The organism is Providencia sp. PROV130 (genome assembly GCF_028482225.1).
Taxonomy (GTDB): Bacteria; Pseudomonadota; Gammaproteobacteria; order Enterobacterales; family Enterobacteriaceae; genus Providencia; species Providencia rettgeri.
In genome coordinates this window covers 1-23,468 of sequence record NZ_JAMPQC010000041.1, presented here as the reverse complement: position 1 = coordinate 23,468, position 23,468 = coordinate 1, and the positions used below count along the sequence as shown (strand labels likewise).

The window sequence follows — 23,468 nt, the reverse complement described above, 5'->3', positions numbered from 1 at the left end:
AGATATTCGCAGGGCAAGAGAGTTGACCAATAATTTATTTGATGAGCTATCGGCTGAATGTGCCGATGTGCCAGCTTTAAGTAAATTGGGCGAGCTAATGTTTAGTCCTGATGATAACGGGCGCGATAAGCTAAATGAAATTTACAACTCAATCATTTCTCTCCCTGAGCGCGTTAAGTCAGTCAAAGCATTAAGTGAAACGCTTAAAAATCTAGTTGGCCTTGAACGTCAAGCGTACGGGCTAGATGAAGTACAACCGAATAAGACAGCTAGTCAGCTATCAGAACTAATGGACGACTTATCTAAGGAATAATCATGAAGCCAGAACATCTTGCACTATTGAGAGATAAGCTCTGGCGATTGAATCATCTCTACTGGATCACAAACAAAGAAGGTAAGCCAGTTCGATTTAAAATGACGCCTGAGCAGCTTGAATACTTTGAAGGGATGCACACGCGAAACATTATCTTAAAGGCTAGGCAATTAGGTTTTACGACTGAGGTCTGCATCATCCAATTAGACGCGGCGTTATTTGAGGCGGCTAAATGTGCATTGATAGCTCATACGCTAAATGATGCTAAGCGGCTATTCAGAGAAAAGATAAAGTATGCCTACGATAAGCTACCCGATGAAATTAAAGCAGCAAACCCAGCGAGTAATGACGCGGCTGGTGAATTGGTTTTTAGTAAAGGCGGCTCACTTTATATCAGCACGTCATTTCGTGGCGGTACACTCCGATATTTACATGTATCTGAGTTCGGCAAGATATGCGCTAAGTATCCAGAGAAAGCCCGTGAGATTGTCACTGGTGCGTTTGAGGCAGTATCAAGCGATTGTTTTACGACGATTGAAAGTACAGCGGAAGGTCGAGCGGGTTATTTCTATGATTATTGCCAGTCTGCTGAGAAAGCGCAAATTCAGAGTAAGACTCTCTCTAACTTAGATTGGAAATTCTTTTTCTTCTCGTGGTGGAAGAACCCCGAATACTCCATTGATCCTGTCGAGCAATTACCGCAACGGTTAGTCGATTACTTCGATGAGATAGCTAGCAAACACGGCGTTCATCTCAACGAGCGCCAGAAAGCATGGTACTACGCCAAAGAGAAAACACTTGGCGACGACATGAAGCGGGAATACCCGTCAATACCGTCTGAAGCATTTCAGCAATCTGTTGAAGGTGCTTATTACGCTAAGCAATTCCGCTTTCTGTACGAAAATAAACGTATTGGCACACTCCCTGATAACTCACATTTACCTGTACATACGTATTGGGATATTGGTGTGGGTGATTCAACATCAATCTGGTTCATTCGTGAAGTTGGTGAGGAATTTCACATTATCGACCATTACTCAAACAGTGGTGAAGGTCTAAGGCACTATATGAAAGTGCTGAAAGATAAAGGCTACACCTACGAAAGTCACAATGGCCCGCATGATATTGACAACCGTGAGTTTGGTTCAGATGCGAAATCACGTAGAGAGCTAGCTCGTGAAGGGTATGAAATTGACGGGCAAATTTACTCGATTCGATTTGAAGTCGTGCCAAGGGTATCTATTGATGAAGGCATTGAGGCTGTACGTGAAATTCTTCCTCTTTGTGTTTTTGATGAGCATAAATGTGGTGAAGGCATCGCTCATCTCGAAGCTTATCGCAAAGAGTGGAACGATAAACTAGGGTGCTGGAAAGATAAACCGCTTCACGACTTTACATCACACGATGCTGATGGATTTAGATATTTTGCTGTAAGTAGGCGAAATGTTAAACGCCCAGCCTTTGGCATTAATTTAGGAACAACCTTCTAATGAGCACAAACAACGTTGATTTTACTCGCCCTGAATACAAAGCGGCTGCGCCTCAATGGAAGTTAGTCCGTGATGTGTGTCGAGGTGGCGAGGATATAAACACTTATTTGCCAGAACTTGTCGAGCAGGATGATGCCCGTAAAAAGAAACGTAACAAAGACTATCAAGACAGGGCTGTATTTTATCCCATAACGGGTAATACTCGTAACGGCATGATAGGCATGGCATTTAAAAAAGACCCCTTAGTCGCCGTTATCGAAAAGCTGTCGTGTTTAAAAGACGATGCTGACGGGGCAGGCTCAAGTATTTACCAATTGGCTCAGTCTTCACTTGAGTCAGTATTAGAAGTCGGTCGGCATGGTCTGTACGTTGATTACAACAGCGATTCGAAACTCCCGTACATATTCCAATATCGTGCTGAAGACATCATTAACTGGCGTACAGCGCGCATTAATGGGCGCACGATGTTAACGCTGGTGGTATTGCGTGAAACGGTGGAAGAAGAGGACGGATTTGGTTTTAAGGATGCGGTTCAATATCGTGTATTAGCCATTGAAGACGGTCATTTCATTTGCCGTGTTTATCGCAAGGCAGCAGGGCAAAGCGTATTTCAAATCGATTCTGAATACATCCCTGAGCGTGCCGGTAATGGTGCGTGGGAGGAAATCCCGTTTACGTTTATCGGTGCTCAGAATAATGACCATACTATTGATGAAGCTCCCTTATTGGGGCTGGCAAAGATTAACCTAGGGCATTATCGAAATTCGGCAGATTATGAGGATTCTGTCTTCTTTTGTGGCCAAGTTCAACCCTACATTACAGGGCTAGATGTTGAGTGGCGTGATTATTTGGAAAAAAACGGCATGCTGGTGGGCTCTCGCTCACCTTTTTTGTTACCTAAAAACAGTACCTGTGGTTATATACAGGCGCAGCCCAACATGCTGGCCAAAGAGGCGATGGACAGTAAGCGTGATTACATGGTTGCGCTGGGGGCTCAATTGGTTTCTGCGGATAGTAAGGTCAAAACGGTTATTCAGTCTGTCGGTGAACAGAATGCCCAAACTTCCATTCTGAGTATTTGCTGTTCAAACGTTTCGGATGCATTTAGTAAAGCGCTAATGTGGTGTGCTGAATACTTAGGTTTAGATACGACAGACATTTCGTTTGAGATTAACAAAGACCTCGTTAACCACATCGCAGACAGTGCGATGATCCGCGAAATAGTTTCAGCATGGCAATCGGGGGCGACACGTAAATCTGATTTAGTCCGTAGTTTGCAAAAATACGATGTTATCGATCCTGCAGATGATATTGAAGTGGTGGTGGATGAACTGAATACTCAGCAGCCCACGATGGTAGGTGAAACGTGATATCCGTGAATACGCAGTTAATGGATGAGTTAATTGCTCATTCACTCTTTTCAGGTCGATATTCCACCAGCGTCGCTAAACGTATGGTCAAGGTATTGAATGAGTTCGATGCTGAGCTCACGGCAACATTAATTACTGTACTGGATGATGCTGACATTGATATCAATAGCTTTACGGTTAGGCGGTTGGAGTCATTATTGTCCAGCGTCGAACGGATTAATGGTCAAGCAATAGAGCGGGCATTTGCGTTTTTATCGGATGAAATGAAGGCGTATGCTTTTCATGAAGTCAGTTTTTATCCTTCCTTGTTCAATGCACTGTTGCCTGATGCGATATTACGCCATTATCCCTTTATGGGGATCAGCGAGGAGATGTTATACGCCTCAGCGATGTCTCGACCTTTCCAAGGGAAGTTATTGTCTGAGTGGGCATCAGGGCTAGAAAAAGACCGTATGACCCGCATCAGCAATACCGTGCGTAATGGTTATCTCAATGGGGATAGCGCCGTTCAAATCGGGCGAAAAATTCGTGGTCATGTGAAGCAGAATTATAAAGACGGCGCATTACAGATCAGTCGGGCGAATGCCACCACGTTAGCCAAAACGGCTATTAACCATGTGCAAGCCACTGCACGTGAACATTTAGTGGACGCCAATAAAGACATTATTGATTGCAAACAGTGGCTTTCAACATTAGATAACAAAACCTCTCATGATTGTATTGTGCGTGACAGGCTGAAATATACTTTAAACGGCCATCCGATTGGCCATAAGGTTCCCTATAAGCGTGGCCCCGGCAAAATCCATTGGGGATGCCGCTCAACGGAAACGCTCATTCTTAAATCGTGGCGTGATTTAGGCATTGATGCCGATGAAATGGACGATGGGACTCGTGCGTCAATGGATGGGCAAGTTCTCGCTAAGACGACGTATTTAGAGTGGATCCAACGACAACCTGAATGGCGGCAGCGCCAAGTGTTTGGTGAAGTGCGGTTTAGGTTGATGAAAGAGGGCGGCATGGCCCCTTCTGAGTTTTACACCGATAAAGGCGAATTTATTCTGTTATCCGAATTAAAGGAGCTGGATGAACGCGCATTTAAAGAGGCGGGTTATAACTAATCGTTCCAGTAATAAATTTAATTATTCGACCAAGACTCCTAACGGGGTCTTTTTTTATTTAAGGAATTAAAAAATGACAGATAAAGATATTGAAAAAGAAATCCAAGCCAAAGGTAAAACAGCGGCGCGTGTAACACCTGAGCATATTGATAGCATCATTAAGGATTGCTACTACTTTACTGCTAAAGATGGTGCTAGGGGGGCGCTTGAGCCACAGACAGCTTTACTCGGATGGCATGAGTCACTTAATTACCTTACGTTTTGTGTGTTGATATTAAAAAATGGCTTCATGGTTACTGGTGAGTCAGCTTGTGCAAGTCCTGAAAATTTCGATGCGGAAATTGGCCGCAAAATTGCCAGACAGAACGCAGTTAATAAAATTTGGGCGCTTGAAGGTTATCTGCTCAAACAGAAAATTCACGATACAGAAAAATAGTTTTATTTGAATCTTCAAGGTCACTTCGGTGGCCTTTTTTAATGCCTAAATTCAGCTGAGGGCTGAGCTAATTCAACGCGCTAGGCGCATTTAATCCCAAGGGGAATCACATGTTATTTATGAATATCGAACGCAAATACTACTCACAGGCGGGCGGCGAGGATAAAGGGGGCGGTGCTGGTGGTGCACCCGATATCACACCTGAAATTCAATCCATTATCGACCAACAAGTTTCTCAGCAAGTGTCTGGGCTAAAAGCCAAGAACACTGAGTTACTTGGCAAAATCAAAGAGCAGGGCGATAACCTAAAGCGCTTTGACGGTATTGATCCTGACACAGTGAAAGGGATGCTTAAACGCTTTGAAAATGACGAAGAAGCCAAACTCATTGCCGATGGCAAGATTGATGAGCTCATTAATAAGCGTACTGAGCGTATGCGGGGTGATACTGATAAACAATTGAAAGAAGCTAATGCCCGAGTGGAAAAAGCAGAAGCTTTTGCCAATAAATTCCGCGCACGTGTTTTGGGGGATGAAATTCGTTCAGCGGCGGGTAAAGCGGGCGCATTAAGCAGTGCGCAAGAAGATTTAATTCTACGTGCCAAAGGCATTTTTCAAATCAACGACGAAGGTCAGGCCGTCGCTGTTGATGAAGATGGGAATCCAATCATGGGCAAAGATGGTCGTACACCACTATCTCCTATTGAGTGGGTTGAATCCCTGAAAGAAAGCGCACCGCACTTATTCCCTGCTGCATCAGGTACAGACGCAGGGAAACATAAGCAAGGTGGCGCACACCTTAAACGTTCTCAAATGTCCGCCAGCGAAAAGGCTGAATATATTCGCCGCTATGGCCGTGACACCTATTTAAGACTTCCAAAAGAGTAAGGAAAGGCAGCAATGACAGCAACAGTGAATAGTGATTTAGTGATTTATAACGATTTGGCACAAACCGCGTTCTTAGAGCGTCGCCAAGATAATTTAGCAGTATTCAACCAGGCATCGAATGGTGCCATTGTACTGGATAACCTGTTTATTGAAGGCGATTTCCGTAAACGTGCTTTCTATCAAATCGGCGGCTCCATTGAGCACCGTGATGTGAACTCAACGGAAAAAGTGGATAGTAAAAAAATCGGTGCGGGTGAATCGGTTGATGTTAAAGCGCCGTGGAAATACGGTCCTTACGCAACAACCGAAGAGGCATTTAAACGCCGTGGTCGCGACGTGTCTGAGTTCTCAGAGCTGGTGGGCACGGATGCAGCAGATGCTTCCCTAGAGGGTTACATTAAATACTCGCTGGCGGCATTGGCAGCAGCCATCGGGAGTAATAAAGCAATGGTTGTCACGGCAGATATTGCCACCGACGGTAAGAAAACACTGACCAAAGGGTTACGCAAATACGGTGATAAATTCAACCGTGTTAATTTGTTTGTCATGCACTCAACGACCTATTTTGACATTGTTGATCAGGCCATTGATAACAAAGTCTATGAAGAAGCAGGGGTCGTTATCTATGGTGGTCAGCCCGGCACGCTGGGTAAACCTGTTCTCGTGACAGATACCGCGCCAGTGGATGCTATTTTTGGTCTTGTTCCCGGCGCTGTCACTATCACCGAATCTCAAGAGCCAACTTTCCGCTCATTTAACATTAATGATAAGGAAAACTTGGAAATTGGCTATCGTGGTGAGGGCACAGTAAATGTGGGTGTTCTAGGCTATAGTTGGGATGAAACTAAGGGTGAGAACCCTGATTTAACCAAACTCGGTACAGAAGGCAACTGGAAGAAGCATTTTAAGAGCGACAAGATGACCGCGGGTGTGATGATCAAACTGACCACTGAAGCGGGAAAGTAACTCTGTCAGCGGATAAAACGTCCGCTATCGCTGACAGTACCGATGTTGTGACCGTTACACTCAATTATACCAAGGGAAGCTCGCCAGTTGAGGGGGCTACCGTTAACTGGTTAACAACGGGGGGTAATTTGAGTGCGACATCTTCTAAGACGGGCAAAGCGGGGGGCGCGACAGTGAAACTGAGTTCGGATACCGACGGTCAATTCATTGTCACGGCAACAGTCGATGGAGTGACTCAGTCAACGGATGAAATTACATTTACGGCTAAGCCACCTGAAAGTGGTGAATAACTTAAAGGGGTGTAATGCCCCTTTCTTATTTTGAGGGGCTTATGATTGATTCAGATAAAACCTCCCTGACCTTTAACAGTTATGCCAGCGTAGCGGATTTAAAGGCCTATGCTTCAGCAAGGCAGCTAACGCTCCCTAATGAGGGATTAGAAGTATTGCTCATTGTGGCCATGGACTATCTCGAATCCCAAAAGTGGTTAGGTAAGCGAACCGATGTTCATCAGCCGCTGTCTTTTCCACGCAAGGGATTAATTCGCGATGGTATTGCGCTTTCAAGTGAGGTTATCCCTCAGCAAGTTATCCAAGCCCAATGCCGCTTAGCGATTGAATCCCAAGAAAACGACCTGCAACCCACTTTAGGCGGGGAAATCATTGCCGAACGTATTGAGGGCGCAATTGACTTGAAATACGCGGAAGGCACCAATACAGGCGCACCGAATTTCGCTTGGTTGAAAGGTTTGTTATCGGGCTTGATTGATATCTCTGAGGGGTTCGCCATTAATACGTTTGCAATGAGGTAGCCATGAATATCTATCAGCGTGGTCACCACACAGCGTTGCGAATGCTGAAGAAATATGGTGTTTCATACCCAGTTAAACGGGATGGTAAACATTGGGTTGATGATGAGACGGGAAAAGAGCACCACGAGCCTGAAACCGAGTTTCTCGCCACAGGGGTTAAGGTGCAATACAAACCTCATGATATTGACGGGACGCTTATTCTGGCGACGGATATCAAAATGGTCTTTTCACCCGCCGCGGTTATTCAGAAAGGGGATCGGGTATTCGTTGACGGCGTGTGGTTGCGCGTACAAGAGCCCAACCCAATTAAACCTGCTGAACTCGTGATTTGCTATCAATCTCAATTGAGGGCGTGACATGTCACAATCATTTATGCGTTCAATTAACTTGTTTGTTGATAATGCTCAAGCAGATATGGAAGCGGTTGTTAAGAAAACGGGGTTTAAAATTTTGGCTCAATTGGTTCAAATGTCACCTGTCGGTAATCCTGAACTTTGGGAAGTTAACCAGACGGCAGTCAGTTATAACCAAGCAGTATTTGAACACAATGAAGAACTTAGAAAAGACCCTAACAACCTTACCCCGAAGAAACGCCAGCTAAAAAAGCGCGTGCGTGTCAATGACTCCATGGATATCAAAGCCCCTCCGGGTTATACCGGTGGACGTTTTCGGGGAAATTGGCAAGTGACGTTTGATACACCTGCGGACGGTGAGACAGGACGAATTGATAAATCAGGCCGCATGACCGTCTCTATGGGGAATTATGTGCTTGAGCACTTTAAGGTAGGTATGAGTGCTATCTACTTTACCAATAATGTGCCCTATGCTTACCCGTTAGAAATGGGCCATTCAAAGCAAGCCCCGAATGGCATGGTGGCTATCACTGCACAGAATGTGAGTCAGTTTTTTAGAGAGGCTATTGCTGAGGTGAAATCATGAAGCAATCCGAAATTAATCAGTCAATACGTGCGCTGGTGGCTCAAATTGCGAAGCAAGCGGGGTTAAAGGTGGCATGGCCTAATATGGCTTTTGATGAGATTAATTCCCCTTATCTGCAAATGCATATTTTGCCAGCGACAACGGAGAATATGGGGCTAGCGCTCGATATGCCGATTTTAAAAGGGATCATTCAAATTAATATCGTGGGTAAGGTGGGGAGCGGTGATGAACAATTAAGCCAGGTTGCGGATAACATCAAAGTTCAGCTTGAAAATGGGCTCACACTGACCAAAACCCTTTATCTCAACAGTGAGCCAAATCAATTGCCCCCTCTCGTAGGGGATACCCACTATACCATTCCCATACGCACATCTTATCGATGTGATTCAGTTCGATAACACCGCCAATTGGCGGTTTTTTTATGCATAAATAAAGAGGTTTATTATGGCGGAATATAGCATTCCTAATGGTTCTACTGTTTCGGTTTCCAGTGGATATGGTGAAGCAATCGCGATTACTGCCGCATCGAATGCCAGTGAGGTTGTTCTTACTGTTGCAAGCGCGGGCGATATTAAAGCGGGTGATGTTGTGATTATCAGTGACAGCTGGAGTAATTTAAATGGCCCTAAACGGGTTAAAACGGTTGCAGCCAGCAATATCACCATTGAAGGTTTTGACAGTACGGATAAATCTAAATATCCAGCAGAAGAAGCAATGGGTACTATCAAGAAGGTCACAGGTTGGACGCAAATCAAGCGTGTGACGACGGTGGGTATTGAAGGGGGCGACCAGCAATCCACCAGCATTCAGTTTCTTGAGGATGATCAGGCAATCAGCCTTGACACCTTTAAGAACCCGTACATCATTACTTACACATTAGCTTATAACGCCGATGCTAAACATCATGCCTTATTGCTGGGTTATGATGAAAGTAAATCGCTGGTGGCTGTGCGTTTTTATAATAAACGCGCCGAGCAAGATCGCTATTATTTGGCATCGACCTCGTATAAAGAAATTCCTGATACGGCGGTGAACGAAATTGAAACAACGACCGTTCGCTTCTCTTTGCGTTCTAAACAGTCTGTCTACGCCCACGTAAAGTAATCCCGGTATCTGAGCTCACAATTGATAAACCGGTTGCTACAGGTGTTGTGGGAGAGGTGATTTTACTAAACCTCACCTTAACACCTGCTAATGCATCCAATCAGAATGCGACATGGAAGAGCTCTGATACCGCAAAAGCGACTGTGAATACCGCAGGTAAAGTCACACTGAAAGCCGCGGGCAAAGTGACTATCACTGCCACTGTTGATGGTGTGACAGTCAATTCAGTTATTACGATTAATGAAAAGGCGAATAATGGCTAAGTTAACCTACAACCCAACACCGACATTTGAACACACCGTCAAAATCACAACACCTGACGGTAAACAAGGTGATTTACCGTTTGTATTCGTTCACAAAAAAATGAGTGAACTGGATGATATGGGTAAAGCTGACGATCTAACCGATACAGGATTCTTGCTTCAAATTGCGAAAGGGTGGGGATTTAAAGATCGCGAGTTTAACCACGATAATGTGGCAGAATTTTTCGATAACTACCCGGGGGCAGCTTTCGAAATTTTTACTTCCTATCGCCAAGCGCTCTTAGGTATTCGGGAAAAAAACTCCTAGCGGTTGCGCAGGTACTTTACAGTAAGCCACTGTCAGCGATTGAATTAGATTTGCTGGGGGATCTTGATGACAATGATGTTGAGGTTACCCCAGATATTGAAGCTTCAGTCACGCTATTCCAAGCGCTATCAACACAATGGCGGGTCAGTATGGACGGTCCTACTGGGATTGATTATACCGTTATCCCCATGCTGGCCAGTGCTTACGGTATTTGTGATCTGGCAACCGTGATGAAAGATATTCAACTGATGGAATCAAAAGCGTTAGAATTGCTCCATAAAAAATAGGGCTTACAATGCCCTAAATAATCAAATCTGTTTATTTATACAGTTGTTTGTGCAGCGATATTTAACGTTTAGATTTGCATTGAGAAATAGCTTTCTATTGCAGCGCAAAGTGGAACGTGGCAATCTCGCGGGGCGCGAATTATACGTATGGCAATGTAAAATACAAGCAAAACTGTTGACTTAATGTAACTTAACTTACATTATAACCACTGGTTATATTTATCAAATTGATAAACGGTCATAGGTGAAATAAATGGTAAACATAAAATTTGATTCAGAAAAGGCTCTTGAGGCCATTCTGTATGTTGCCTCTAAAGCGCCAATTCCTGATATTTATCATGTGATTAAAATTCTTTACTTTGCTGACTTGAAGCACCTCGAAAGATACGGACGACTTGTTACTGGTGATACTTATATTGCAATGAAAGATGGTCCTGTTGCTAGCGGTGCATATGATATCATCAAATTAGCTAAAAAAACTTCATATGCAGTTCCTGCTGACTTAGATGTAGGGAATGTCTTGAAGTCTCTAGATGTTGAAAGTATGAATGTAAAACCGCTGCGTTCGTATGATGATGACGTATTTAGCGATTCAGACTTAGAATGTATAGATGAATCCATCAATGAGATTGGACATCTATCATTTGGTAAAATTAGATACAAGAGTCATGGTTTGGCATGGAAGAGTGCTGATGAAAATGGAGAAATGGAAATTATGTCACTAGCCAAAGAGTGTAGTGGTCGTAAAGAGCTCCTAGATTATTTGTCGGTTGGCGCATAGAGATAATGTCTTTAGGTGATTGCTTCCCTGATTCATTTAAAGCATCTTTTGCAGAGCAGAAAGAGATAAAGGTATCTGATGTTCTTTTTCTGCATTGTGAATTCACCACTCCCCCTAAGAATAAATATCTTGTTGTTTGTTGCTGTGAGCCACTTCTAGTCTTTGTTATTAATTCAGAAATCCACCCATACATTAGGTCAAAACAAGACCTCTTAGAGTGTCAGGTTGATATTCTGAAAGATGACCATGATTTTTTATCTTGGGATTCTTACGTGTCGTGTATTGATGCTCATCAAGCGTTTGATTTATGTGACATAAAGAGAAGAATAGAGAACGATTATTCGAAAGTCTATGTTGGCGAGGTTGCTTCGTATTGCATGAGAGATGTGTATCTAGCTACGGAAAGAAGCAAAACAATGACCAGAAGAAATAAGCGTCTTATATTAGAGGCTCTATCAAATTATAAATAACCCACTTCGGTGGGTTTTTTATTGCTCTAATTTTATTTTCCACCAGCTGGTGGAATTTATGTTTAGCTGATGCTGATTGAGTGCATGGGTAACATGAAGACATTAGGTTTAGTTTTAATCATCATTGGGATTCTATTAATGGGTATTGGAATTTGGTCTTTCAGTATTATTTTTAGAATTCGTCATAGAGAAAAGCACTTTAGAAGCCATAAAAAAACCGATGATTGAGTTCCAACTTAGTGTTGTGCTTTTTTACTTTGCTGGGAATTCACATCATACTAGATCGGTGAAAACTAAATGACGAGGCTGGGATGAGAAAATTACTACTAGGACTATTACTTTGCTCTGTTGGATTTGGGGCTGTTGCTGACTGGAAGTATTCTGAGTTTACTGATGAAATGAGGGAAGAAAAATCTTATATGGGAACTCTCACATCTGAAGATAATCTTGGTTTAAGGATGGAATTCAATGCGCTTAGTTTTGATAACAAGTTAGCCAAACAAGTGAGTTTGTCTATAGATGGAGATTCATTTGATTGTCAAAGTGATGATTGCTCGATTCTAATTCGATATGGCGATGGGCCAATTAATAAAGCTTTAATATTCCCACGGAGTCAATACTGGGCGCTCTTTGATGAGCAGGGCGCTTTTATTGAAACGTCCAAACTTGTTGACTTGATTTTTATTGAAGTTCCATTAACTAATCGAGGAACGACTCAGTTTAAGTTCAAAAATAAAAACTTAAAGTGGAGAGGGGTTGAAGGAAAAAAAGACTTTGTAAATAATTTCTTCAACATTGACTTTTCCTTACCTAAAGATATTAATAACCTCGAAAGTTATGAAGAAAAAACAAAAAATAATTGTATAAAAAACAAAGAACTGCTAAAGGATTCTTCGTTTGGGGCTAAGCCTTTAGAAGCTTTATACTGTCTTAACTCTAAGGGGTTTATAAGAACTATGCATCTTTCATATCCAGCCGATAAAAAGGTGGCGGAAAAAATAAAAAAACTAGCAATAAAAAGTAGAGGTAAGGGGTTAGACCTTGATAATGGGTCATACTTATCGCTTGGGGATGAATATAGCTCCATATCCGTAATAACAATCAGGAGCAATCCAAATGGATATTCTGTTGATGTACATTACAACCCGAATAATGATACATAACCAGCCATAGCACTATATACATAAAGTTCATCACACCACCTTCGGGTGGTTTTTTTGTACCCGAGGAAAGTTATGACACAAGAAATAGCCGGTATTTCATTTAAAGTCAGCACTAGCGAACTCGAAAAAGGTTCTAAAGCGCTAAATGATTTACAACAAGCCGCCAGCAGGACAGATCAATCTGTTGATGAGTTAAATAGTACATTTAAACAATCTGAACCCGCACATAAAGCGGCAGCCCGTTCTATTTCCGAGTTAACCCAAAGGCAAAAGGAAACTGTTGTAGCTGTTGAGGCTATGAATGCGAAGTATAAGGAAAATGCCTCATCACTGCGAGATCAGATTCAGTCTATAAAGAAAGCCGGTGATGCAAGTAACCAATTTGCAGAGATCTTAAAAAGACTGAATAGCCAGTATGAAAGTGGAAGAATTAGTGGTGTACATTTTGCCATACTGGAAAATCAGATTAAAAAGGCAGTCAGAGAGACCGAAACTGGGAATACAAAAGTTGCTGATTCGTTCGCGAGGCAAATTGAAAGCATTGAAAAAGTATCGGGTTCAACAGCAAAACTGACCGCAATCAGAGAGAATCTGACCCAAGTATACCAAAAAGGCAATATTGATACCGAGCGGTATCAATCATTACTTGAAGATATCACCAATCGTACAAGCGGATTATCTGTCGCTGAAAAAGAACTTTCTGTTCTAAAGGATTCCTTCCTACGAAAAATGCATGAGCAAGTTTTTCTGTATGGTGCCAGTAAAACAGAAATGTTGTCGTACAAAGCTGCTCAGATGGGGATCTCAAAAGAAGCAGCTCCCATCATTACCCAGATGAAAAAGCAGGAAGAACGCACGGCAAAGCTGGCTTTCGAGCAAAAACAAGCGGCGCAAGCAGCAAGAGAGCTAGCCAGAGAACAACAACTGGTCGCAGCGGCTGAAGCTAGGGAGGTTCAAACTAAAGAAAACTTTATTCAAGCGTTAAAAAATGAAGCGGATGCAATAGGCAAAACAAAATCTGAATTGCTGCAAATGAAAGCGGCTCAATTAGGTGTCAGCCAACAAGCAGAGCCGTATTTAGCGAAGTTAAAACAGCAAGAGCAGGCCTATCGTAATGGCTCAATTACATTAGGGCAGTATCGTAATGCTATGCGTCAATTACCAATGCAAATGACGGATATTGTGACCTCTTTGGCTTCAGGCATGCCTATTTGGTTGGTCATGGTTCAGCAAGGTGGGCAAATAAAAGACTCCTTTGGTGGCGTTGGAAATTCATTCAAAGCGGTGTTGTCATTAATTACACCAATGCGCATTGCTATGTTTGGGCTGGTGGGAGTGACTGGTTCATTAGCGATTGCAGCTTATAAAGGCTCGAAAGAATTCACTGAGTACAATAAACAGCTTATTTTGACGGGGAGTTATGCAGGAAAAACCGCTTCGCAACTTGACTCATTGGCTAAACAGCTATCTGGTAATGGCATTACTCAATATCGTATGGCCGACGCATTAGCGAAAGTGGTGGGTTCTGGTGCATTCTCAGGAAATCAAGTTGGTATTGTTGCTGATATCTCTGCGAAGATGGAAAAAGCAGTCGGGCAGGATATTAATAAAACGATTGAGCACTTTAAACGTCTTAAAGATGATCCAGTTAAAGCGGTAACGGAGTTAAATAACTCGTTGCATTTTTTAACCGCTAAGCAGTATGAGCAAATTGCAGCGGCAGAAGCACAAGGACGTACTGAAAAAGCGGCAGAACTTGCAACGAAAGCCTATGCCGAGGCAATGAATCAACGTTCTATGTCTATCGTCGATAATCTTGGCACTTTAGAGCGTGCGTGGAATTGGATTGAGAACGCCGCGACTAAAGGTTGGGATGCTATGTTAGGCGTAGGGCGAAATCCAGGTCTTGCACTGGAGAGGCAGGCAGCATTTACTGAGCTTCAGCAAGCCCAAAAAGAATTTAATCGATTAGCTAAAAATCTCAATTATAGTAAAGGGTATAAAGGCGATAACTATATACCCAAACACGATGCTGAGCGCTTAGCCAATGCCGAGCGAGAAGTTGAGCTGAAAACACAAGCTTACGAACTTATTGATAAGGCTTGGGCTGCTGATGGGCTAAAAGTAGAGCGAGATCGGTTGGCCAAAGCAGATCAAGAACGGGCTATTAAAAATCAAGAGACGTTTAATAGGCTTGTCGAAAGTGGATTAACTCCAGCAGAAAAGAGAGCTAAAGTAGAGAAAGAGCTTAATAAATTAATACAGCAGAATAAACAACTAGCTAAAGAAGGTGTTGCAACACTCTGGAAGCAAAGTGATATTGATACCGCAAGAAAGGGTATTGAGGAACAATTCAAGGATAAGCGTGTTCCAAAAGGTAAGGAATACCGCCCTGATTATGGCACCCGTCACGATGAAGATCTTCAAAAGCAGCTTTTAGCACTCGAGGCACAAACAAAAGTAGCTCGTGATTTCTCACAAACGGGTGACCGCATTGTGAGTAATGAACGAAAGCAACTTATGCTTACTGAGGCGCAATTTACTATCTTGGATAGGATTGTTAAAAATGGCGAGCGTCAATTAACAGCTGATGAAAAATCACTGTTAATGAGACGCGAGTCTATTTTGTCTGGTCAGCGTGAACTTGCAGTTAAAGGTGATGCTTTAGAAAAGCAAAACCGTGAAAACAAGCTGCTTGAGGAAAGAGCTAAACGTGTTGCTGAAATTGAAGACCGGATCCGGGCGTTACGCGGTAGCGCAGGATTAACCGATAGACAATACCAGCGTAATATCGCATTAGAAAAGGCGGATTCACCTGAGCAAAAAGCCAAGTTAGAAGAGTTTTACCGTGAGGAAGATGAACTTCGGGGAAACTGGCGTGACGGTATCAAAAAGGGCTTTGCGGAGTTTGAAGAAGATGCAACCAATACTTATGGAAAAGTCGCCCAAGCCTCGCAGCTTGCTTTTGTTGGCATGACTAATTCTCTTACGGATTGGGCCATGACAGGCAAGGCCAATTTTGGTGATTTTGGGCGTTCGTTTGCTCGGATGGTTACCGATATGCTGATAAAGGCTGCAGCACTAAAGGCGATGACAGCAGCATTTGGTGGTACTAGCTTTGGTAACTTCTTAGGTATTAAGCCGGGCTTTGCGCGTGGTGGTTTTACGGGGGCAGGTGACAAGTACGAACCTGCAGGCGTTGTCCATAAAGGTGAGTTTGTTTTCACAAAAGAAGCCACAAGTCGTTTAGGTATTACCTCATTAATGTCATTAATGAAAAGCGCTGAAAAGGGCTATGCTTCTGGTGGGTACGTTGGAAATAATCACCCTATGGCGAATGTACCTGTTCAGCGTATGTATGGAATGCAAAGCGCTGGTGGCGTTAATGTAAACCTTAATCTTGGCGGTATTAATGTTGAGGCGGGGCAAGTGCAGCAACAAAATACTGTTTCTAATATGGATTTAAATTCTATTGAAAGATCACTGACAAATAAGATTAAGCAGCTTTTGGTCAGTGAAGGGCAGGAAGGTGGCGATCTGTATAAAATAGTCAAAGCCATTACAGGAAACAGATATTAATCAAGAGCCACCAGCGCGGTGGTTTTCTATTTAAGAGAGGTAGTTATGAAAATTGAAGTTGGATTTCCTATAAAGTCATTTAGAATTGCAGAAGGGGCTATCGAGATGTTCAAAAATGACTTGAAATTCTCTGCTGGCACTGTACCTACACTAGAATCAAAGGTAGTCATTTCCAATATCTTATCAGACGATGATAAATCAAATCTTACATTGCACTATGAAGAGGATTTTAATTTCGAGGAGGGGTTGAGATACTTTTTTGAACGAGCTGAAAAATATGCTCACAATTATTTAGCTCAGCTTGCAAAAAGCACAGCAGTGTCTAATTTTGCTGTGCTTGAATAGTTTTATTTAATATCTTTTATCTTATTAAAAATTTCCTTTGATTTAATTTGAAGAGAATAAGCATATTCAGCGATATCCTTTTCTTTCTTATCCTTTAAGGAATTCTCTGAACTATAAACCACTTCAAGGCATTTAATTATCAATGGATAAAATAGCTCTGGGTCTTTTGATGTTTTGGCGGCAAATGCTATATAAAAGGGCAGTACCTCATCAAGTATGGATTTACTGTCTAGCAGATTAGGGATAGCGATATCTAACTGCTCATGGACTGGTTTAAATGGGTCTAACGTTTTTGCGCTCATTAAAATACCTCACACCGAAGTTTATCAGCCATTACCTCGGTTAAACTCACAGGGCTGACCTTTTACCATAAAGTAAATTTAATTATTGAAAATCCTGATATTTGATCATGACGGCTTTGTGCCGTCTTTTTTATGGAGTGTGCATGATTGAGACATTTAAGTGGCGAACTCAAGTTCAGGATTCACCCGTAGGTGAGTTTAAGCATCGAGTCAGAGAGGTGGTGTTTGGCGACGGGTATAAGCAGGTTGCGGGTGATGGTATTAACCCCGAATCGCAGTCATGGCCCATTACCTATACAGGGCTAAAAGTTGACGTTATGCCTATTTTAACTTTCATTCGGCAGCACACAACAGCGTCTTTTATCTGGATATCGCCTTTAGGTGAGAAAGGGCTGTATCGAGTGAAAGCTGATTCTATCTCAATGAAACCCGCTGGTGGTCGAACTATTACGATATCAGCAACATTTGAACAGGCGTTTAGTGCATGAATATCACTTCTGATGTACAAAAATTAGAGCCCGGCAACCGCATTCAATTAGTTGAAATCGATGGCAGCGAATTTGACGGTCCCATTCTTCGTTTTCATGCTTATAACTTACCACACACGGAAGCGGAGCTTGAAACCATCACGGATGATATACGGCCCAAATCAATTTGGTGGCAAGGTAACGAATATGCGGCCTGGGCTTATGAAATTAAAGGTGTTGCCAAAAACAGTGATGGAAGTCCAACGAAACCCCTATTAAAAGTTTCAAATATTGATGGGTTGGTCTCTTCGCTTTGTTTGCAGTTTGACGATATGGCGCAGGCGAAAGTGACGATTTACGAAACATTTTCGCATTATTTAGATAGTCGAAATTACGCTGAAGAAAACCCAACGGCTAACCCCGATGAGCATTTTTCACAGGTTTACTATATTGAACAAAAAACCAGCGAAGTTGCTGGGGATGCAGTTGAGTTCAGATTAGCGAGTCCGTTCGATTTGCAGGGGATGATGATACCTGTTCGACAAATACATAATCTCTGTTTCTGGTGTATGAAAGGTGACTATCGTAGTGGTCGAGGGTGTAACTATACGGGGAATAAGTATTTCGATGAACGGGGAGAGCCTGTCGACGATCCATCCTTAGATAAATGCGGTGGGCTTATCAGTGATTGTAAAAAACGTTTTGGCGAAAATGAGCCTTTGGACTTTGGAGGGTTTCCTGCAGCAGGATTAATACGATGATCACAAAGAAATTAATTGAGGCGATATTTCAGCATGTTAAGCTGGAATACCCCAAAGAGGCATGCGGTGTTATTTGTCAAAAAAGCCGAGTTAAAAAATACTTCCCTGCAAGTAACCTTTCCGACAACCCCAATGAACATTTTGAACTTTCTCCAGAAGACTATGCCACTGCGGAAGATTGGGGGGAGCCTATTGCGATTGTACATAGCCATTGCGGGGATGGCGCTACGACTCAACCGAGCGAAATCGATAAATTACAATGTGATGCAACGGGGTTGCCGTGGATTATTGCATCATGGCCAGAAGGGGATATTCGACTCATTCAGCCTCGAGTAGAACGCGAGTTGGAAGGGCGGCCATTTGTACTGGGTTATGCGGATTGTTGGTCCTTAATTATGGATTACTACCGACAAAAACACGGTATTGAGCTGCATAACTACAGCGTCGATAGGCACTGGTGGGAAGAAGGCGAAAGCCTGTATATGGATAATTACCAGAAAGCAGGTTTTGTCGACGTTACTGGTGAGCCTAAAGAAGGTGACATGGTGATTATGCAAGTGCAAGCCGATGTTCCCAACCATGCAGGGGTAATAGTCGATGGTATGTTACTTCATCATCTATATGGACAACTGAGTCGGTTCGTTCCCTACAGCGATTATTGGCGTGATAGGACAGTTAAAATTGTTCGGAGGAAAGAGTTGGTATGAGTTCACTTAAAGTTATCCGGTTATATGGGGTGTTAGGTTTTAAGTTTGGACGAGTTCATCATTTGGCTATTGATTCCCCTCGTGAAGCCATAAAAGCCTTATCTGTGCTCTATGAGGGGTTTGAGCAATTCCTTGCAAATGCACACCTTAAAGGGGTGGAGTTTGCGGTATTTAAAGGTAAGCGCAATATCAGTGAAGATGAGCTGAATTTAGATACCAGCGAAGAAATTCGCATTGCACCGGTAATAAAGGGGAGTAAGCGCGGGGGATTTTTCCAAACAGTACTGGGTATCGCTATGATTGGGCTTGCGGTCTGGAACCCTGCATTTTTAGCTATGTCAGCTACCACCAATAGCGCTTTAATGCTAGGTGGGGCAGCAATGGCAATTGGCGGTGTCGTTCAGATGCTATCCCCACAACCGCGTGGTTTATCCATACGCCAAGATGCGGATAATAAACCATCGTATGCTTTTGGTGGCGCAGTCAATACCACAGCCCAAGGTAATCCAGTACCATTATTTTATGGGCTAGATCGACGCGAAATCGGTGGCGCTATTATTTCAGCGGGGATATACACCGAAGATCAGCAATAAATCACTTCAACTTTCTATAGCGGCTTAATTGCTGCTTTTTTTATGGGTGAAATATGAGAATTCAAGGCGCGAAAGGTGGGAGTTCCAAACCTCGGACACCCGTAGAGCAAAAAGATAGCCTATTAGCAGAATCAACGGCAAAGTTACTGCTTGCTATTTCTGAAGGGGAAATTGCTGGTGGGTTGGATGATACGTGTATCTTTCTTGATGATACCCCAATCGGTAATGCTGATGGCTCTAAAAACTTTGAAGGTGTGACGTGGGAATTTCGTGCCGGTAGTGAACATCAGGAATATATTCAAGGTATCCCCTCCGTTGATAATGAAATTGCGGTGGGGATGGAGTTAAAAGACGACCAGCCATATGTAAGAACGGTCAATAACACCCAGTTATCGGCGATCCGCATTCGCTTGTCTGTGCCTCAATTTCTCCAGCAACACGATAACGGCGATACCACAGGTTATCGTGTCGATTATGTCATTGAGCTTTCCACGGATGGGGCTGGCTATAAAGACGTGGTTAAATCTGCCTTTGATGGTAAGACCACCAGCGAGTACCCAAGAACGCACCGCATTGATTTACCCAAGGCTTCTACAGGTTGGCAAGTTCGTGTTCGCCGTTTAACGAAAAACCAGAATAATGCACGTATTGCGGATCGGATTAATATATCCGCGATTGCGGAAGTGATTGACGCCAAATTACGGTACCCAAATACGGCTCTGTTATTCATTACCTTTAATGCCCGTCAATTTAATAATCGTATTCCTAAAGTCAGTGTGCGCCCACAAGGGGGTTTGTTGATTAAGGTACCAATAAATTATGACCCCATGAATCGGACCTATTCTGGTGTGTGGGATGGAACGTTTAAACTGGCTGCAACGAATAACCCAGCATGGGTATTTTATGACTTGGTACTCAATAACCGTTACGGCTGTGGTGACCGTATCAAGGCGTCACAAATTGATAAATGGGATTTGTATAAAATTTCACAATATTGTGACGAATTAGTCCCAGATGGGCATGGCGGTGATGGTAAAGAGCCCCGCTTCTTGTGTGATGTGTATATTCAATCGCAAGAGTCGGCTTATACCGTCCTGCGTGATATTGCGGCGATTTTCCGTGGCATGACGTTCTGGGCAGACAATAAAGTCAAAGCGGTTGCTGATATGCCTGCCAGTATTTTCCGTACTTTTACCAATGCGAATATTGTGGGCGGTAAACCTTCTTATTCAGGTGGCAGTACCCAAAACCGCTATACACAAGCACTGGTTTCTTTTACGGATATTAATAACCACAGCAACGATGATATTGAGCCCGTTGTCGATTTAAAGCTTCAGCGACGTTACAAGACTGTGCGTAAGGTGGAGTTATCCGCTATTGGGTGTACTCGTCGAAGTGAAGCTAATCGTCGTGGGCGGTGGGCGTTATTAACTAATGCTAATGATCGCATGATTTCTTTTGCTACCGGGTTGGAGGGGGCAATACCTTCTCCTGGTCATATTATTGCGGTTGCTGATTCATCACTTGCCGGACGCAATACAGGTGGTCGTATTTCATCAGTAGAGGGCCGTAAAATTACCCTCGATAGAATCACGTCAATTAAAGCCGGTGATCGCTTAATCGTGAATTTACCGAGTGGTGGCTCTGAGGGGCGAACAGTTACAGCCGTAAATAAAAAGGTGGTGACGGTTTCTGTTGAATATTCGCAAGTACCTCAAAAAGAAGCCGTGTGGGTCGTGGACTCTGACGATTTAGCCGTACAGTTGTATCGAGTGATTAATATCAGTGACAATGGTGATAATACCTACACTATTAACGGCACAATTCATAACCCAGACAATTATGATCATATTGATTCAGGGGCGCGTATTGATGAACGGCCAATTACAGTTATTCCGCCCAATGTGCAGCCAGCGCCTAAAAACGTGCGTATTTCCTCCTATTCTCAAGTAGACCAAGGTATTGCATTCACCACATTGCGTGTTGATTGGGAAGCTGCTGAAAGTGCGATTGCGTATGAAGCTGAATGGCGTCGAGATAACGGTAACTGGATAAATGCCCCGCGTACATCAACGCTGGGTTTTGAAGTTAATGGTATTTATGCCGGGCGTTATCAAGTTCGCGTACGGGCGATTAATGCGTCTGAGATTTCCAGCGTGTGGGCCAGTGCAGAAGAAACTCAGCTCAACGGTAAAGAAGGTAATCCACCGAAGCCGCTTAATCTACGTTCGACCTCAGAGGTTTGGGGCATTACATTGGATTGGGGCTTTGATGTAAATACCAGTGATTCACTCAAAACAGAGCTGCAGTATTCACCTGAAAATACCGCTGATTCTATGCAGTTGCTGGCGGATGTACCTTATCCTCTGAAATCCTATCGTATGTCAGGTCTTAAAGCGGGTGTGCGCTTCTATTTTCGTGCAAGGCTGGTGGATAAAAGCGGTAATCAATCGGAATGGACAAGCTTTGTTTTAGGGGAATCATCAACAGATGTTGAGGGTATTCTGGACGCGGTTGGCGACAAGTTCCTCAGCACCGAAGCTGGACAGCAAATGCAGGAGCAAATCGACTTCAATAAAGATAACCTCACTGATTTACAAATCGACAATGACGACTTTAAGCAAAAAGTTATCAGCATTGATCGCGAGATAGAAGCTGTTAACGAAGCCGTAATGATGAACACCAAGTTTACGACTGAAGTTCACTTTAGCTTAAAAGAAGAAGTTGCAGATCGCAGAGCTGAGATATTCCGCATTGAGCAAGTGCAAGTCACCGATAGGGAGGCGGCAGCACGCTGGCAAGAGCAAATCACCGCAACAGTTGACTTTAATGCATCTGAAATTCTGAATATTAAAGATGCACAGGCGACTTATGAGAAAGCGACAGCGCAGCAAATCAGTCAAGTCAAAGCAGATCTAGGGGAAACAAACAAAGAAGTCGGCAACATCAAAGGCCGTGTCACTACTGTCGAAACAGCAACAGCTGATTTAAAACAAGCGCAAGCGAAGTTTGAACAATCGACGACTGCGCAGTTTGGTGAAATGACCGGCTATATCACTAACATTAATCAAACTATCACTAATCTTGAGTTTTCTTTCTCTGAAGCACTGATGCAAACCAATGCGCAAGTGAATGAAACTAATTCAGAGTTATTGAAAACAAAATCCGAAGTGACTCGATTAGCAACGGCAACAGCAACAAATGAGCAAGCGACAGCCGAATTAGCTGAGAGTGTAAAAGCGCAACATGAGCAATCAGAAGCTAATTTTGTTGATGTGCGTAAATCAATAGCTGAGAAGGATAGCGCTCATACCGAACGTACTGAACAACTTCGTGCAGAGCTTGGCAAAGACATTAACGCGAACAAAGATGAAATTGATAAAAACAAGGGGGAGTTATCAAATATCAGTGCAGCGGTAACGAAAAATACAACGGCTATTGCTGAAACTGATAAAACACTCACAGAAGTTAATCAGCAGGCTGAATCCCGTTTTGAGGATAATGAGGCTTTTATTGCCTATATTCAACAAACAATGGCAAACATGGAAGGCGCTAATGTTGAAACGGTAGGGCAATTATCTGCACAACACAATATACAAGGCACGGAAATACTTAAGGCGAGAGCATCAATCAGAAATGTTGAAACGGTTGTTGCCAACAACGAACTGGCATTTGCGCAAAAAATTGAACAACTTGATGCTCAATATGGCGATATGAACTCAAGTATCAACTCATTACAAAAGGTTGTCGCTGATAATCAGAAGTCACAAGCGGAAGTTAACGAACTTATTAAGTCAGAAATCGGCGATAACAAGGCGGCAATTGAGAAACGGGCAGAAACTTCTGTAGATCAGCAAGGAAACTCTCGGGCTTACTTCAGCATTAAAGCGGGTGTATTGCATAACGGGCAATACTACGATGTTAAAATGATGATGAGTGCTCAAGTTAAAAACGGGCAAGTTGTCACTCAAATCGCTTTTGCCGCTGATGAGTTTATTATTTTTAATAA

At 43.0% G+C, this 23,468-nt stretch carries 26 protein-coding genes and 1 pseudogene; 26 read left to right on the top strand and 1 reads right to left on the bottom strand.

Going from position 1 to position 23,468, the window contains the following annotated elements; translation table 11 throughout:
• The 21 genes and pseudogenes from PSF28_RS21880 to PSF28_RS21780 form a co-directional block, all read left to right on the top strand.
• Positions 1–313 (top strand): annotated as a pseudogene (locus PSF28_RS21880) (hypothetical protein); the annotation flags it as partial.
• Between the two features lie 2 nt (positions 314–315).
• Positions 316–1,803, top strand: a complete 1,488-nt coding sequence (locus tag PSF28_RS21875) for a terminase (RefSeq protein WP_272685646.1) — start codon at positions 316–318, stop codon at positions 1,801–1,803.
• Positions 1,803–3,173, top strand: a complete 1,371-nt coding sequence (locus tag PSF28_RS21870) for a DUF4055 domain-containing protein (protein WP_272685645.1) — start codon at positions 1,803–1,805, stop codon at positions 3,171–3,173. The genes PSF28_RS21875 and PSF28_RS21870 overlap by 1 nt, the downstream gene beginning before the upstream one ends.
• Complete coding sequence (locus tag PSF28_RS21865; protein WP_272685644.1) at positions 3,170–4,291, top strand: hypothetical protein; 1,122 nt, start codon at positions 3,170–3,172, stop codon at positions 4,289–4,291. Before PSF28_RS21870 ends, PSF28_RS21865 begins: the two co-directional genes overlap by 4 nt.
• Before the next feature lie 73 nt (positions 4,292–4,364).
• Positions 4,365–4,727 carry a Gp49 family protein gene (locus tag PSF28_RS21860; RefSeq protein ID WP_110592008.1) on the top strand — a complete coding sequence of 121 codons (363 nt, stop codon included), beginning with the start codon at positions 4,365–4,367 and terminating at the stop codon, positions 4,725–4,727.
• A 110-nt stretch (positions 4,728–4,837) separates the two neighbouring features.
• Complete coding sequence (locus PSF28_RS21855) at positions 4,838–5,614, top strand: hypothetical protein (RefSeq protein WP_272685643.1); 777 nt, start codon at positions 4,838–4,840, stop codon at positions 5,612–5,614.
• Between the two features lie 12 nt (positions 5,615–5,626).
• Positions 5,627–6,580: a major capsid protein gene (locus PSF28_RS21850; RefSeq protein ID WP_110592006.1), complete on the top strand. Its 954-nt coding sequence runs from the start codon at positions 5,627–5,629 to the stop codon at positions 6,578–6,580.
• Positions 6,581–6,627: 47 nt separating this feature from the next.
• Positions 6,628–6,870, top strand: coding sequence for an Ig-like domain-containing protein (locus tag PSF28_RS21845; RefSeq protein WP_419182208.1), 243 nt, complete (start codon positions 6,628–6,630; stop codon positions 6,868–6,870).
• A gap of 41 nt (positions 6,871–6,911) precedes the next feature.
• Positions 6,912–7,391 carry a DnaT-like ssDNA-binding protein gene (locus PSF28_RS21840; protein ID WP_272685642.1) on the top strand — a complete coding sequence of 160 codons (480 nt, stop codon included), beginning with the start codon at positions 6,912–6,914 and terminating at the stop codon, positions 7,389–7,391.
• Positions 7,392–7,432: 41 nt separating this feature from the next.
• Positions 7,433–7,747 carry a hypothetical protein gene (locus PSF28_RS21835; RefSeq protein ID WP_272685641.1) on the top strand — a complete coding sequence of 105 codons (315 nt, stop codon included), beginning with the start codon at positions 7,433–7,435 and terminating at the stop codon, positions 7,745–7,747.
• A 1-nt stretch (position 7,748) separates the two neighbouring features.
• A complete protein-coding gene (locus PSF28_RS21830) occupies positions 7,749–8,330 on the top strand; it encodes a hypothetical protein (RefSeq protein ID WP_272685640.1) in 582 nt (193 codons plus the stop codon).
• Complete coding sequence (locus PSF28_RS21825) at positions 8,327–8,728, top strand: phage tail terminator-like protein (protein ID WP_272582298.1); 402 nt, start codon at positions 8,327–8,329, stop codon at positions 8,726–8,728. Before PSF28_RS21830 ends, PSF28_RS21825 begins: the two co-directional genes overlap by 4 nt.
• Before the next feature lie 46 nt (positions 8,729–8,774).
• The gene (locus PSF28_RS21820) at positions 8,775–9,434 is read left to right on the top strand and encodes a phage tail tube protein (protein WP_272685639.1); all 660 of its coding nucleotides are present in this window, start codon (positions 8,775–8,777) and stop codon (positions 9,432–9,434) included.
• Positions 9,434–9,697, top strand: a complete 264-nt coding sequence (locus PSF28_RS21815; protein ID WP_272685647.1) for an Ig-like domain-containing protein — start codon at positions 9,434–9,436, stop codon at positions 9,695–9,697. The genes PSF28_RS21820 and PSF28_RS21815 overlap by 1 nt, the downstream gene beginning before the upstream one ends.
• Complete coding sequence (locus PSF28_RS21810; RefSeq protein WP_272685638.1) at positions 9,690–10,004, top strand: phage tail assembly chaperone; 315 nt, start codon at positions 9,690–9,692, stop codon at positions 10,002–10,004. The genes PSF28_RS21815 and PSF28_RS21810 overlap by 8 nt, the downstream gene beginning before the upstream one ends.
• 50 nt (positions 10,005–10,054) lie before the next feature.
• The gene (locus PSF28_RS21805) at positions 10,055–10,291 is read left to right on the top strand and encodes a DUF1799 domain-containing protein (protein ID WP_272685637.1); all 237 of its coding nucleotides are present in this window, start codon (positions 10,055–10,057) and stop codon (positions 10,289–10,291) included.
• A gap of 253 nt (positions 10,292–10,544) precedes the next feature.
• The gene (locus tag PSF28_RS21800) at positions 10,545–11,072 is read left to right on the top strand and encodes a Panacea domain-containing protein (protein ID WP_210850763.1); all 528 of its coding nucleotides are present in this window, start codon (positions 10,545–10,547) and stop codon (positions 11,070–11,072) included.
• Between the two features lie 5 nt (positions 11,073–11,077).
• On the top strand, positions 11,078–11,542 hold the full coding sequence (locus PSF28_RS21795) for a hypothetical protein (RefSeq protein ID WP_272685636.1): 465 nt from the start codon (positions 11,078–11,080) through the stop codon (positions 11,540–11,542).
• Positions 11,543–11,853: 311 nt separating this feature from the next.
• Positions 11,854–12,705: a hypothetical protein gene (locus PSF28_RS21790; protein WP_272685635.1), complete on the top strand. Its 852-nt coding sequence runs from the start codon at positions 11,854–11,856 to the stop codon at positions 12,703–12,705.
• A gap of 72 nt (positions 12,706–12,777) precedes the next feature.
• Positions 12,778–16,284, top strand: a complete 3,507-nt coding sequence (locus PSF28_RS21785; RefSeq protein ID WP_272685634.1) for a phage tail tape measure protein — start codon at positions 12,778–12,780, stop codon at positions 16,282–16,284.
• A gap of 45 nt (positions 16,285–16,329) precedes the next feature.
• A complete protein-coding gene (locus PSF28_RS21780; protein WP_272685633.1) occupies positions 16,330–16,629 on the top strand; it encodes a hypothetical protein in 300 nt (99 codons plus the stop codon).
• A 2-nt stretch (positions 16,630–16,631) separates the two neighbouring features.
• Here PSF28_RS21780 and PSF28_RS21775 read toward each other — a convergent pair whose 3' ends face one another.
• Complete coding sequence (locus tag PSF28_RS21775; protein ID WP_272685632.1) at positions 16,632–16,931, bottom strand: hypothetical protein; 300 nt, start codon at positions 16,929–16,931, stop codon at positions 16,632–16,634.
• 143 nt (positions 16,932–17,074) lie between these two features.
• On the opposite strand from PSF28_RS21775, the gene PSF28_RS21770 reads away from it, so the two are divergent.
• The 5 genes from PSF28_RS21770 to gpJ form a co-directional block, all read left to right on the top strand.
• Positions 17,075–17,419 (top strand): phage tail protein, encoded by a 345-nt coding sequence (locus PSF28_RS21770; RefSeq protein WP_272685631.1) that lies wholly within the window; start codon positions 17,075–17,077, stop codon positions 17,417–17,419.
• Positions 17,416–18,159, top strand: a complete 744-nt coding sequence (locus PSF28_RS21765; RefSeq protein WP_272685630.1) for a phage minor tail protein L — start codon at positions 17,416–17,418, stop codon at positions 18,157–18,159. Before PSF28_RS21770 ends, PSF28_RS21765 begins: the two co-directional genes overlap by 4 nt.
• Positions 18,156–18,866 carry a C40 family peptidase gene (locus PSF28_RS21760; RefSeq protein ID WP_272685629.1) on the top strand — a complete coding sequence of 237 codons (711 nt, stop codon included), beginning with the start codon at positions 18,156–18,158 and terminating at the stop codon, positions 18,864–18,866. The genes PSF28_RS21765 and PSF28_RS21760 overlap by 4 nt, the downstream gene beginning before the upstream one ends.
• Positions 18,863–19,459, top strand: coding sequence for a tail assembly protein (locus tag PSF28_RS21755; RefSeq protein ID WP_272685628.1), 597 nt, complete (start codon positions 18,863–18,865; stop codon positions 19,457–19,459). Before PSF28_RS21760 ends, PSF28_RS21755 begins: the two co-directional genes overlap by 4 nt.
• A 53-nt stretch (positions 19,460–19,512) precedes the next feature.
• A partial coding sequence (gene gpJ / locus PSF28_RS21750) for a TipJ family phage tail tip protein (protein WP_272685627.1) occupies positions 19,513–23,468 on the top strand: 3,956 nt, incomplete at its 3' end.